Annotated in this window: 11 protein-coding genes and 3 tRNA genes; 6 read left to right on the top strand and 8 right to left on the bottom strand. The window is 27.2% G+C overall.

Annotated elements, in window-relative coordinates:
* Positions 1 to 3: 3 nt before the first annotated feature.
* From AC2TEO_RS16370 to AC2TEO_RS16350, 5 genes are all read right to left on the bottom strand, one after another.
* A complete protein-coding gene (locus tag AC2TEO_RS16370; protein WP_442265849.1) occupies positions 4 to 2,910 on the bottom strand; it encodes a sensor histidine kinase in 2,907 nt (968 codons plus the stop codon).
* A 106-nt stretch (positions 2,911 to 3,016) separates the two neighbouring features.
* Positions 3,017 to 3,511 carry a DinB family protein gene (locus tag AC2TEO_RS16365; RefSeq protein WP_442265848.1) on the bottom strand — a complete coding sequence of 165 codons (495 nt, stop codon included), beginning with the start codon at positions 3,509 to 3,511 and terminating at the stop codon, positions 3,017 to 3,019.
* A 26-nt stretch (positions 3,512 to 3,537) separates the two neighbouring features.
* A complete protein-coding gene (locus AC2TEO_RS16360; RefSeq protein ID WP_442265847.1) occupies positions 3,538 to 4,314 on the bottom strand; it encodes an alpha/beta hydrolase-fold protein in 777 nt (258 codons plus the stop codon).
* Positions 4,315 to 4,325: 11 nt separating this feature from the next.
* Entirely contained in the window at positions 4,326 to 4,853 is a 528-nt protein-coding gene (locus AC2TEO_RS16355) for a peroxiredoxin family protein (protein ID WP_442265846.1), read from the bottom strand.
* 33 nt (positions 4,854 to 4,886) lie between these two features.
* Complete coding sequence (locus AC2TEO_RS16350) at positions 4,887 to 5,624, bottom strand: LytR/AlgR family response regulator transcription factor (RefSeq protein WP_442265845.1); 738 nt, start codon at positions 5,622 to 5,624, stop codon at positions 4,887 to 4,889.
* A 495-nt stretch (positions 5,625 to 6,119) separates the two neighbouring features.
* Here AC2TEO_RS16350 and AC2TEO_RS16345 point away from each other — a divergent pair, with 495 nt between their 5' ends.
* The 6 genes from AC2TEO_RS16345 (at position 6,120) to AC2TEO_RS16320 (ending at position 12,464) form a co-directional block, all read left to right on the top strand.
* On the top strand, positions 6,120 to 7,262 hold the full coding sequence (locus AC2TEO_RS16345) for a helix-turn-helix domain-containing protein (protein WP_442265844.1): 1,143 nt from the start codon (positions 6,120 to 6,122) through the stop codon (positions 7,260 to 7,262).
* Between the two features lie 193 nt (positions 7,263 to 7,455).
* Positions 7,456 to 9,381: a LolA-like protein gene (locus tag AC2TEO_RS16340; RefSeq protein ID WP_442265843.1), complete on the top strand. Its 1,926-nt coding sequence runs from the start codon at positions 7,456 to 7,458 to the stop codon at positions 9,379 to 9,381.
* 16 nt (positions 9,382 to 9,397) lie between these two features.
* Positions 9,398 to 9,952, top strand: coding sequence for a DUF6624 domain-containing protein (locus AC2TEO_RS16335; RefSeq protein WP_442265842.1), 555 nt, complete (start codon positions 9,398 to 9,400; stop codon positions 9,950 to 9,952).
* 16 nt (positions 9,953 to 9,968) lie between these two features.
* Positions 9,969 to 11,348, top strand: a complete 1,380-nt coding sequence (locus AC2TEO_RS16330; protein WP_442265841.1) for a S41 family peptidase — start codon at positions 9,969 to 9,971, stop codon at positions 11,346 to 11,348.
* A 241-nt stretch (positions 11,349 to 11,589) separates the two neighbouring features.
* A complete protein-coding gene (locus tag AC2TEO_RS16325) occupies positions 11,590 to 11,748 on the top strand; it encodes a hypothetical protein (protein ID WP_442265840.1) in 159 nt (52 codons plus the stop codon).
* Positions 11,749 to 11,759: 11 nt separating this feature from the next.
* Complete coding sequence (locus AC2TEO_RS16320; RefSeq protein WP_442265839.1) at positions 11,760 to 12,464, top strand: hypothetical protein; 705 nt, start codon at positions 11,760 to 11,762, stop codon at positions 12,462 to 12,464.
* Between the two features lie 203 nt (positions 12,465 to 12,667).
* Here AC2TEO_RS16320 and AC2TEO_RS16315 read toward each other — a convergent pair.
* The 3 genes from AC2TEO_RS16315 to AC2TEO_RS16305 all read right to left on the bottom strand — a co-directional run bounded on the left by AC2TEO_RS16315 (position 12,668) and on the right by AC2TEO_RS16305 (position 12,933).
* Positions 12,668 to 12,741: transfer RNA gene (locus AC2TEO_RS16315), tRNA-Arg, on the bottom strand.
* Between the two features lie 14 nt (positions 12,742 to 12,755).
* Positions 12,756 to 12,830: transfer RNA gene (locus AC2TEO_RS16310), tRNA-Pro, on the bottom strand.
* Positions 12,831 to 12,851: 21 nt separating this feature from the next.
* Positions 12,852 to 12,933: transfer RNA gene (locus AC2TEO_RS16305), tRNA-Ser, on the bottom strand.
* Positions 12,934 to 13,003: the final 70 nt, after the last annotated feature.

Here is a 13,003-nt window from a genome sequence, read left to right as displayed (position 1 = left end):
AGCTTAACAAAGTTTATAAGGAATATATATTGTAACAATAGTTCCTTGCTCATTGTATTTTCTTCTATCTTCAATGGTTATTGAACTTTTCATATTAAAATCTTTTGACAACATTTTTATACGTTCTGAAGTTATTAATGTTGATAATGATTTTTTATCATGAAAATTCTTTTTTTGGAAAGAATCAATACCAATACCATTATCTATAATAGTACAAATTAATTTTCTCTCTTTATATATTAATTTAATATTTATCTGCCTATTTTCTTGTAAATTAGTAAAGGCATGTTCAATAGCATTTTCTACAAATGGCTGAATAAGCATTGGAGGAATTTTAATTGCCATTTCTTTTAAAGAACTATCTACTGTAATTGTAAACTCATAGTTTTCATTTTCTAAATTTTGAAGTGAAATATAATTCTTTAAAGCATCTAATTCTTTTGATAATAAGACTGTTTTATCTCTAGAATTTTCTAAAATTACACGAAGTAGTTTTGAGAATTTAGATAAATAAGAAATTGATTTTTTGTCTTCTTTGTTCAGAATCATCCCCTGAAGTATTGATAACGAGTTAAATATAAAATGAGGAGTCATTTGAGAACGCAATAATTTTTGCTCTATAATTGCACTTTTTATTTTAGATTTTTCATTCTTCAGTTTTAACCAGAAAAAATAAATTATAATCAATAATATCCCTGTGCTTATCAAAAGATAGAACCACCATTTTTTCCAATATGGTTTTTTAATAAAAAACGAATATGATAAAACTTCTTGTAACTCTTTTTGATTATGATTTAAATAAGAAGCATTAAAAGTGTATTGCCCTGGAGGCAAAGATGCAAATGTAATTTTTCTGTTTTTAGTTGAATACCAAGTATCATTTAATCCTGTTAACCGGTATGTATAAATCAGTTTTTCTTTAAAAGATAATCCTTCAATATTAAATGTTATTCTGTTTTCATTATGAGATAATTCTATGTTAGGTTTATTAACGATAATAGAATCATTAACAATTATTTGGTTAATTTTTAAATTAGGAGTTTTAACATATTGTTTATCTAATACATTTTTAGGACTTTTAAAAAGTCCACTGTTAGTGGCTAACCATAAAGTATCCCCAATAATTTCAAGATCATTTATTTTACTATCATGATTTATGTTCTTCAGAGAAATACCTTCTATTAAATATCCTGTTTTAGTAAATTTAATTTTATTAATACCTCTATCTGTAATTGCCCATAAATTATTTTTATCTTCTAAGTATAGCTTTTCAATATTGTTACTAAATAAACCATCTTTTTCTCTTATCGTTTTAATAGTATCTTTTGTATATGTTACGATACCATTACCAAGAGTAGCTAAAAACATTTTATTTTTATTATACTTTTTCTCTATGTCCTGTATTCTAAAGTTAAGATGTTTATGCGCTACTTTTTCTATGGTAGTATCTACTTCTTTAAAAAGACCGTTTGGAGTTGCTATGTATGCGTGATTATTAAAAAGAGAAACATCTATACATCTCTCAGATAAACTAATTTGCTTTAACTCTCTATCTTTAATCTTAGTTATTTTACCAATGTGTGAAGTTAATAGTGTTCTATTTTCAGGTAACGATAAATTTAAGGTATACCCTAAATTAGTTTCTAAATTAATTTTATGATTTAAACTTCGTTTCATAAAAGAAGAAGAAATATAATACAGTTCATTGGTTATATTATCAAATTCAACCATAACTGAAGTCTTTCTATGCTTAAACTCATATAAATTTCTTAGACTACCGCTAATAGTTCTTTTAATTACTCTTCCATCAGAAGTTCCAATTATTAATTCTTCCTTATTGTTTTTAGTAAGTGTTTTAATACCATAACTTTCAGTATTCACAAATTCTATTTCTGGTCTTTTTATATAATAAACGCCAGATTCAAGCGTAGTAAACCAATATCCTCCTTCGTTATCTTTTAAAAAACTTGTAACAGTTGTATTGTTTAAAAAATGTTTTTTCCTATTCCCTTCTATATCATATACAGTAGCTCCTCCATTAATAAATGTAACAATAAATTCATTTTCACTAACAGTTCCCAAACTAAGAGGTGATCTTCTTAAATTAGAAATAATTAATTCTTTTCGATTATCTTTAACAACTTTTACTTTTTGATTGTTTGACAAAATAAAGGTACTATCGTTGAAACGTAACCCGTCAAAAAAATTATCATTTAAGAGATATTTAAGTTTACAATCTTTTTTTTTATCATCGAAAAAATAAAAGTTTTTATCGTTTTTTATTACAAAACATAACTCTTTAACTTCACTGGATATTTTTTTGTTTTTTTTAGTTATTTCACCTAAACTGTTTATAATAATTTCACCAATTATATAACGTCCTGCTAGGTGTAAATTTCCTTTATCATCAAGGTATAAACTTTCAATAATTTGATGAGGGTTATTAATTAGTTTTTTTAACTGGTTATTATATTTATAAGATGTGAAATCTGTTTTTCCTTGATTAAAATAAAATAGTTCATTAGTATTTCTAGTCCAACACCAAATTTGTCCATTTTCTTGCGGAAAAAAATCAAGAATTACGTTTCCTGGTATTCCATGTTCTTTTCCAAAATTTTGAAATTCATAACCATTATATCTTGTTAATCCTCTATCAGTTGAAAACCACAAATAACCATTAGAGTCTTGATATGAATCATAAATTTCATTACTCGCTAAACCATTTTTTAAATTAAAGTTTATATAATTATAATTGTTTGAATCAGATAAATTGAATTTATAGTTACGATAACTTTTCTTATTCTCTTTCAATTTAATCTTCAGAGGAGTTATCTTTAACTTAGCACTTGTTGTTACTGTAAGGGATAAAAAAACAATAAATAAGCAAGTCTGTTTAATACTTTTAACCATGTATTGTTTGTTAGTTTACATGAAATGTAATAGTTTGTGCTAAGCTATTGTTTTTTAATAAAATTCTTAATCAGATTCAACTATATTTTATTTAAAAACATATTTTTTATAGATTTAAAACTCTTTTTAAAATCGCAATCTGTCCATTATGCCAACTTTGATGTTGAGGAAGCCACATAAGCGCCTCATATTTCATATTTACCGAAGGGTTAGGCACAGCAGTTTCACTATCCAAATCTTCAATGGTAATATTTTCTATAATTTCTATAATAATATCCATAGTAAATTTATAAACCTGGATTAATTCTTCTACAGTAGGTTTATCACTATCATAATTACTTGGTTTAGATCCTGGACCATAAAACTTTATATAATTAGGAAGACTTACTTTTTCTTTAAATTCATCATTTGCTCCAATTATTGATGCAACCCCATGTAAATAATTTGCCAAAATAATATGTCCCAATTGCCAATTAAGATTCGTATTTATTATATCTGGAGTAATATTCCATCTATCTTTTGAAATATTTTCTATTAATTCATTTGTTTTCTTATTTACTAAAAGAATTTGTTCTTTAAGTTGATTTACTTTAGTTTCCAAAAAATATTTTTTTATTTTAATTATTCTTACACTACTTTTTTTAGTATCTTATTTATAATTTTTGCAGCTAGAGAAGGGTTTTCTAAAGGAAATAAATGTCCAGTATCTAGTGTAATTACATCAAAATTGGGAAAACTTTTTTTCCACCATCTAACATCAGTTTTACTAAACATATTACTTTTTTTCCCATAAATAAGAGTACCTTTTAATTTTTCTATTCCCAAAGGAACTTTTGTATATGTACTACGGTATATTTCAGATTCTATTTCTTTAGAAAAAGAAAGTTCAAAACCTTTTTCTGTTTTTTTTAAACCATATTTAATGTAATCTATTAAGCAATTTTCATGAAATGTTTTAAACAGAGTTTTAGATTTAAAATATGCTTTAGCTTCTTCTCTTGATTTAAAAAAAGATTTTCTTTTTAAAGTACTTTTAGCTGGCCCGATATAACCAGAAAGCCCTACTCTTTTCATTATTTCAATTATTTTTCTTTTCCTTGGATGATATAAAATAGGTTCTATAACAATGATATTTTTGAAAAGTTGAGGTTTTTTTGAAGCTGCTATTAGCATTAAAACACCTCCTGTAGAATGTCCAATACCTGTAATAGGTTTATTAAATCGTTGTTCAATAGAAGTTATAAGTTCATGGGCTAAATTCTCTAGGTTACTATTCAAAAGAAACTTATTATGCCCCATTCGTTCTATGTAATTTATTTCTGCATTTTCTATCATGTTAAAAAGCGAATTAAAACATTGTGCTGGAAATCCATTCGAATGGGCAAATTGAATTTGATTTTTCATTTTTTAATAGCTTACATTTTCAATTCTCTTTTAATTCTTTCGAATATTATCTTCTCATCTCCTTTTTTATATCCTATTTTATGTAGTATTATTTTCTTGTTTTTATCAATTATCATTACCTGTGGAACTCCATACCATCTATTTAATAAACTATTTCTAAGGCGATAATTTTTATCAAAAAACATATTAAATTCCCATTGATTTTTTTTTGAAATCATTTTAGCAACACCATATTTTTTTGGACTATCTTCAGATACTACTATAATTTTTGAACGATTTTCTATTAACTTAAAATCGTTCATTTTTTTAAAATTATTCAGTTCTTTAATACATATACTACAAGTAGAAAGCCAGAAAAAAATTGTAATTGGACCATCATAATTTAAAAGTGCTTTACAATCTAAAGCAGATTCTTTTCTATTTTCAAAAGGGATTAGGTAAGTTTTTGAACTAAAATTAGCAATTTCCCCTATTCTGTATTGTTGCCCATAGTTTTTAAGACTAAAAAGGATAAGAATAAATATTATAATTATCTTCATTCTCTTTACAAATCTTTATACATGTTATTACCTTTAATTACTATTCCACTTTAAAAATTCATTCAAAAACTGTTCTCTTTTTCTAGAAGACACAGGTATCTTTTTGCCATTTTTTAAGTAAATGGCTCCAGATTTGTCATATTTATCAATAAAATCTAGATTAACTATATAAGATTGATGTGGACGTGTAAAACTAACTTTTCCTAATCGCTCCTCAAATTCTTTTAAAGTTTTAGAAACCACATATTTTTTATTACTATTACAATAAAAAGTAGTGTATCCTTTATCTGATTCACAAAACATTAATTCATTTAAATTTATAACTTGAAAACTATCTTGAAGTGATAAAATCAGTTTAGAATTTTCATTTTTCCAAACTTGTTTTGCTGTTTTTAACTGTTTTCTTTGTTCTGAAAAAGACAATTGCTCAACTTTGTTTAATGCTTCTTTAAGTTCATCAATATCTACAGGTTTCAAAATATAATCTACAGCTCCTTTTTTTAAAGCTTTTAATGCATGCTCTTCGTATGCAGTTATAAAAATGGTTTTAAAATTTAAATTTTCTGTTTGTTCCAAAAAATCAAATCCACTACCATCAATAAGATTAATATCTAAAAAAACCAATTCTGGTTTACAAGCGTTTGCTACAACAACTGCATCTTTTACAGATTCACATTCTCCAATTACTTTTACTTTGGCATCTACTAATTGTAATAAGTTTCGTAGTCCTTTCCTTATATATTCTTTATCTTCTATGAGCAATGCTTTCATCAGATTATCTCTTTGTTATATAATAGATTATAGATTCAATCATTGTTATTTATTATTATTTTCACACTTAATCATTACTTTATTATTAAAACTTTTTTTGAAAAGAAAAAGAAAATTCTTAATTACAAAGAAGATCGATTCTTTCAATTTAAAAGCTTTAAGTTTAACAATAATATTATTAAGCTTATATATCTTAAAAGTAATGTACCATGTATAATGGGCTCTAAAAAATAAAAATAGCATTTGTAAGGATTATGAAAAATAGCAATTATCTTTTTGAAGTATTTCCATTAATATGCGCTCTAACTCATTAAATATTCGACAAAAATCAACACATCAAAATAAAATCATTTTATTTAAACAAACACGCTACCGCTTTACACAGTATAAACTCTAGTGAGTCGTCCTAAAATAGGTTTACACCTATTTAATTTTTATAATAAATATTTACATTAGTGCGTTTATTGCAAATTGACAACAATTAAACTAATTTAAATGATTACATCCAATCCCATTTTATTTACTATTATGTGTGTATGTGGTTTACAAGCAATGATTTTAAGTGGTTTAATTGCTTTTAAACATCCTCGAAGATTAGCAAATATCTTTCTTGCTTCACTTGTGTTTTTTTATGCACTCATTGTTGTAAATATCGTTTTGGTAAATGTGTTAAAAGATCAAGGTTTATTATATGTATTTCGCTATATTCAAATGGAGATGCTTTTCGGAAGTGGTCCAGCTCTTTATTTTTATACAAAGTGCATTAGTGACCATAAATTCAAATTTAAAAGATCTAATTTCTTACACTTTTTACCACTTGTTTTAGAATTTATTTTTTATAGAACTTCTTTCTATAGAATTGGCTCTGATGGATTGTATTTAAATGAATTACCTACTTACTCATATGTATATCTAACTCAACAGTGGCTTGGAGTGTTTTCTATTTTTGTGTACAGTTTTATTTCATTACGCATTCTTATAAAACATCAAAAACAGCTAAAAGAATATTATTCTAAAATTGAAAACATCTCCTTAAAATGGCTTCAAACCCCTATTATTATTTATGTGAGTTACCAAATTTTATGGAGAATTATTTCGGATACAGATCGATTTGTTTTTGATAGTTATTATCGAGAATATTATTTTTTACCCAATTTTGTGATACTTGCAGTCATTAATTGTTGGATCGGTTTTAAAGGGTATATTCAAAAAGAACGTGACCTTGTAAACCTAAAATCGTTACCTCTAAAAATCAAAGAGCAATCCTATGAAAAAGATACTATTGAAAAAGATACTATTTTTTTATCCAAAATAAACACTTTAATGGATACTCAAAAACCCTACTTAAATCAAGAACTCAATCTTTCCATGTTGTCAGAATTGCTAGAAATGAAACCCAAACAAGTATCATTAAAAATAAATCAAAACTTCTCTAAAAATTTCTATGACTTTGTGAACTCTTACCGAGTTAAAGAGTTTCAGGAGCGAGTAAAATCTAATAATAATCAAAAACTTTCCTTATTAGGTCTTGCTTACGATTGCGGCTTCAATTCAAAATCCACCTTCAATAGTGTGTTTAAAAAACAAACAAAACTTACGCCTACTCAATATATTAAAACTCTAAAAAATTACTCTTAAAGGTAATCCTTACTTCTCCATTATACTCACAACGGTTGTTTTACTTTAATAAAAGCTGATTCTTAAAACAATTATTAATAACATTAGTTGTTTTTTAACAAACATTAACACTTATATACGTCCGAATAGAAGCATTCGGACGATTCAATCTCTTCTTACAGATAGATTTGCTGCTTTTAAAAAGGAATACATTATGAAGAAAATACTAATTATATTTTTTATAGGTATAACCAGTTTCTCTTTTGGTCAATCTATAGAAAAGATAATAGGAAAACATTTAGAAAGATTAGGAGGAAAAAATAGATTACTAAAACTAACTGGAACTATTGAAAAAAGAAATATTCATCTCGAACAAGCAGGAGTTTCTATTGAAAGTATTGTGGCTATTGATAAAAAAAAAGGAGTAAAAACTGAACTTAAAGCTTCTTCTGTTTCTGGAGAGAGTACAGAAGTTTTCAACCTAAAAGATGCTTATAAAATAGAAAAAGGAAAAGTTTCAAAAACTAGCCGCAAAAGAGCAAAATATTTAGCTAATATAGTTTCTGATTTCCCTAGTCCTTTATTAAAAGGGAGTTTTACACTTCTTAAAAAAGACAAATACAATGGAGTAGACTGCTTCGTAATTAAGAGGTCCGATGGTAATATTTATTGGATTAAGAATCATGATTACACACTTGCAAAATCAGAAACGAACTTATATCATGAAGAATTAGGTTTAGTTACTATAACTTCTGTCTTTTCAAATTATAAAAAAGTAAATGGTATTTTGTTTCCTTTTGAACGTGAAATTATAGAATACCAACAACGTATTACAACTGAAAGTATTGAGCTAAACCCTAAATTAGAAAAGAGTTTTTTTGAGGTATCTTCTGATAAAACCAAAAAAACATCCAAAATAAAGAAGAAGGCAATATTACCAAGTCCTGATAAAATTCCTCAAGAGGTATTTAATAAAACTAAAAGTTATTTCGCTGCTACGGAAAGCATGAGTACTTTAGAAGCAATGTACAAAGAAGATAGATTACTTAAGAACTTTTATTACGATCTATATTCAACAAATTTAGCCATAGCTGGAAGATATAAAAAAGCTTTAGAAGCTAGAGACTTAGCAAGTAATTATACTCGTTCATCAAAAAAAACTGTAAATCTAGATCAGTTTAAACCATACAAAGCTATTAATGAGATTACAACTTTAGGAGACCAACATCAAGCTATTTTTATAAATGAAGCTCATCATGTACCTCAGCATCGTGCGTTTACTCATCAACTATTACAAAAATTATACAATAAAGGTTTCCGCTATTTTGCAGCTGAAACTTTAATGCCAAAGGATACTGGAATCATTCAACAAAAAGAACGTATGCTTTCTTATATTAATGAACCAGAATATGCTGATTTAATAAGAACTGCTATTACGATAGGATATAAAATTATTCCTTATGAGCAAGAGAATCCAAAAATGGTAACCTTATCTGATAGTCAAAAAGCCCAGAGGCAAAGTATTATTGAAAGAGAAACAGCTCAAGCACAAAATTTAAAAGAAAGGATTTTTGATATTGATCCAAAAGCAAAAGTATTAGTACATGCGGGGTATGACCATATTATGGAAAAAGAACACTTTGGATTAGATATGATGGCAAAGTGTTTTAAAGAATTGACAGGTATAGACCCACTAACAATTGACCAAGTTGGATTGATGGAGAAAGGAAACTTTAAATTTTCTGATCCAAATTACCAACATATAATTAATAAAATAAATCCAGAAGAATATTTAGTTTTAAAAAACAAAAGCAAAGAGTATTGGGTGACAGAAGACAAAAAAGGAAAAGTAGACATTCAGTTAATTCATCCTAGGACAAATTATAAAAATCAAAGACCTCTGTGGAAGTCTCTTAATGGAAAACGTAAGCATATCACCATTACTTCCCCTAAAATGGTAAAAAAAGGGATAGCAGAGGTTTTTGTTTCAGATGAAAAAAACGGAGTTCCTATAGATCGAATTTATTTAAATAAAAAAAGACCTTCTCTAAATTTTTATTTACCAAAAGGCAAGTTTATTCTTGTTATCACAAATGAAAAAGGTAAAACCACCTATAAAAAATCTATTCATGTTAAATAGTATAAAAACTAGAAATATGAGGAAATTGTTAATTTTAGTCATTTTTTTAAAAATATGCAGTTGTAAAGAAGTTAACTCAAATAAAAAAATAACAACTAAGGATAACTTAGAGTTAATCAATATCTATAACGATGATCAAAATGAACGAAAAATTGATACTATAGATTGGCATAATCTTCATAGAAATGACAGTATTCGTAGAATAAGGGTACAACAATTATTAGATTCAGGAAAAATCAAAACTGGTAAAGATTACGCAAGAGCAGCCATGATTTTTCAACATGCCCGAGATGATTCTGTAAGTTATGCCAAAACAGTTGAACTTATAAAAAAAGCAATAGCTATTGATTCTACGATAAATAAATCACTATATGCTGCAGCTATAGATCGTTATCTTTTAAGTATTGGCAAACCTCAAATTTATGGAACCCAATTCTTTAAAGAAGAAGGTAAACCTTGGATACAAGAAAATTATGATTCTCTTAAAGTAGATGATCAAGAACGTAAAAAATATGGTGTAAAAACTCTTAAAGAACAAAAGGAAGCCTTAAAAAAAATGAATAATCAATAATAAAAAAACAGTTTTAATGAAAATCAAATTCATATTTATTTTTTCAATCATTAGTTTAAACATAGTTTATAGTCAAAATAAGTTTTCAAAAGCTGATATATTATCAGATTTAAAGTATTTAAAAACTTCTCTAGAAGACACCCATATAAATTTATATGCATATACCAGCAAAACTGAATTTGAAAAAAATTACAGTAATATTAAACAAGAAATTAAAAAAGATAGTTTTAGTGTCCTAGAAACTACAAAAACATTTCAAAAAATAGTTTCTAAAGTTAATAATGGACATACTAGAATTCCTTTTCCTGTTCAATCATATGTTACATATGCTCAATCTGGAGGAACTATTTTCCCTCTAGAAGTAGCTGTTGAAAATGGTAATGTTTATGTTAGAAAAAACTGGTCAAAAAACGCAAGTATTAAAGTTGGAGATGAACTTATAAGTATTAATAATACACCTATTGACAAAGTACTCCAGAAGATTTATCCACAAATCTCAGCTGAACGATTATACTTTAAGAACGCTCAATTAGAAAACTTAACTCTCCCTAGATTTTATTGGTTGACTTTTGGTGAGCTACAAACTTTTGAAGTTGATATTATTCGAGATGATATTAAAACCTCTTATAATTTGCAATCAATAAAAGCTATAGAAGAATATGAAATGAAGCGTGATGATATTCTTAAACACAATATGCTATTTAAATTATTGTCAAAAGAAATAGTATATATAAGACCTGGAGATTTTGGTGGTGATATAGATAAATACAAACAGTTTATAGATTCTTCGTTTGTAGAAATAAAAAATAAGAAACCTGAAAATTTAATTATTGACTTACGCAATCATTCTGGTGGAGATGATGCTTTTGGTGATTTTTTGGTATCCTATATTGCTGACAAACCTTTTAAATGGTCATCTAAGTTTCAATTAAAAACTAGCAAACATTTAAAAGAACACACAAGAAAATATAAAGATACAACTCAAAGATATTGGAAATCTATCTTAAAACATAAAGATGGAGATATCTATGATTATGACTTTGGCTTTTATAAACCGCAACCATTAAATAAACGTTTTCAAGGAAAAGTTTACGTGCTAGTTAATAGACAATCTTATTCACAATCAACAGTAACTGCTGCACAAATACAAGATTATAATTTTGGAACTATAGTAGGTGAAGAAACAGGTGAATATCCAAACTTATACGCTTCAATTTATAATTATCAATTACCAAAAACAGGGATTGTTGTAGAAGTTTCTAAAGGAAAAATTAATCGAGTAAGTGGAATCGATAATAAGAAAGGAGTTATTCCTGATATCATTATTAAAGATCATCTTTTAGATGAAAAGGATGAAATTTTGGAAGAATTGCTTGACAAAATTCCCCCTCAATAAGCATTTGTTATTTAAAAAATCATACTTGTACAAATGAGAAATCTAGTATACCGGTTAAAATTACGGATTGAAATATTCGGAATATTAATGATATTCGGATGCCATTTACAAGAATAACAATCGATCTTAGGAGAAAAATCCATTTATACAAAGAAAGTTGACTCACTTTTTCAAACCCTTAATGAGCAAAACCTATTTCACGGTGGTGTAGTAATAAACTATCTACGAAAACTACTTAAGGTTGGCTGATAGAACTTGGAATCTTCCATTTGACAAAGATGTAAAGTTAGACGCAGCTTCGGTGAACAAATCTATGATAGCTGCTTTGTTTTTAGTAATAATAGGAGACAGAACTAACGAGATGCAACTCGCACAGAAAATTGTAAACATATTAATTTAATGATAATAAGCATGAAAACAAAAATTATAATACTTCTCACTATAACTCTATCTTTCTCAAATTGTAAAAAAGATAAGACAGTAAAAGGATTTTGGATTGTTAAATCAGTTATGGTTGGAGATGAAATAATGACTCCAAATTCGAGATGGATGAAGTTTAATTCTGATTTTACCCAACAATCAGGAAACGGCTGGTTTCAACATTCTATTGGAACTTGGAATTTTAATCAAAATTCACAAGAACTATCAATTAAAAACACTAATGGTTTAACAGATCAAAATGAACCTTTTAAGGTTTCTTTTGACACTAATAAAATGATTTGGAAACGAATTGAAGAAGGGCAAAATGTAAAAGTAACTTTAGAAAAAACAAATCAGCTCCCAAAAACTTATGGAGATAAATTATTAGGTCTATGGAAATTAGAAAAATCGAATGGTAATGGAATTTTCTTTGACGAATCAGTTCAAAATAATGAATATTTATTTTTACGTTGGGACAAAAGATTTTTAATCAATTCTTCTAATGGAAGAATACGTGGAATATATAATGTTCATGGACATAAACCTGAAATTCAATTTATTCCTTATAACGATAAAATTAAAAGAAGTTTTTGGAAAGTTGAATATAATGATAAACAAATATCCCTAAGACTTTTAAATTCTGACAGCTTAGTTGTAAAAATCTTTACTAGGATACATGAGTTTCCTGGTAATTAAAAAACTACAAACAGTGTCCTTTAAATTTTCCTAATGATACCTTATTATGAAATCTAACGATTAAATTACCTTATCAATTAATAACTACATAATTTTAATTTGAATATAATAGTAACAAATTAATAATAGTTTTTTTGGATCAAAAAACAAGCAATTTTAAAACAAGAAAGACTTCCAGTTTCCTGAAAGTCTTTGTTTTCTTGTGATCGCGACAGGATTCGAACCTGTGACCGTCTGCTTAGAAGGCAGATGCTCTATCCAGCTGAGCTACGCGACCAATAAGTCTTTTTGTCGGGGTGGCAGGATTCGAACCTGCGACCTCCTGCTCCCAAAGCAGGCGCGATGACCGGGCTACGCTACACCCCGAGGTGTTTTTACAATCTTTTGCGGAGAGACCGGGATTCGAACCCGGGCATCCCGAAGGATGACAGCTTAGCAGGCTGCTGCATTACCACTCTGCCACCTCTCCTTTAAGTTTTGAAAACTTAAAAATTGCGAGTGCAAATTTAAGATTAGAAAAAGAATCTCACAAGTTTTTT

It is taken from the genome of Tenacibaculum aquaeponti (assembly GCF_057221555.1).
The sequence above is the reverse complement of the archived record's forward strand: the minus strand, read 5'-3'. Positions and strand labels throughout refer to the sequence as shown.

Excerpts from the sequence above, each read along its gene's own strand:
- AC2TEO_RS16350 (WP_442265845.1), bottom strand. The coding sequence starts at position 5,624 with ATGAAAGCATTGCTCATAGAAGATAAAGAATATATAAGGAAAGGACTA.
- AC2TEO_RS16370 (WP_442265849.1), bottom strand. The coding sequence starts at position 2,910 with ATGGTTAAAAGTATTAAACAGACTTGCTTATTTATTGTTTTTTTATCC.
- AC2TEO_RS16335 (WP_442265842.1), top strand. The coding sequence starts at position 9,398 with ATGAGGAAATTGTTAATTTTAGTCATTTTTTTAAAAATATGCAGTTGT.
- AC2TEO_RS16345 (WP_442265844.1), top strand. The coding sequence starts at position 6,120 with ATGATTACATCCAATCCCATTTTATTTACTATTATGTGTGTATGTGGT.
- AC2TEO_RS16330 (WP_442265841.1), top strand. The coding sequence starts at position 9,969 with ATGAAAATCAAATTCATATTTATTTTTTCAATCATTAGTTTAAACATA.
- AC2TEO_RS16320 (WP_442265839.1), top strand. The coding sequence starts at position 11,760 with ATGAAAACAAAAATTATAATACTTCTCACTATAACTCTATCTTTCTCA.
- AC2TEO_RS16340 (WP_442265843.1), top strand. The coding sequence starts at position 7,456 with ATGAAGAAAATACTAATTATATTTTTTATAGGTATAACCAGTTTCTCT.
- AC2TEO_RS16355 (WP_442265846.1), bottom strand. The coding sequence starts at position 4,853 with ATGAAGATAATTATAATATTTATTCTTATCCTTTTTAGTCTTAAAAAC.
- AC2TEO_RS16360 (WP_442265847.1), bottom strand. The coding sequence starts at position 4,314 with ATGAAAAATCAAATTCAATTTGCCCATTCGAATGGATTTCCAGCACAA.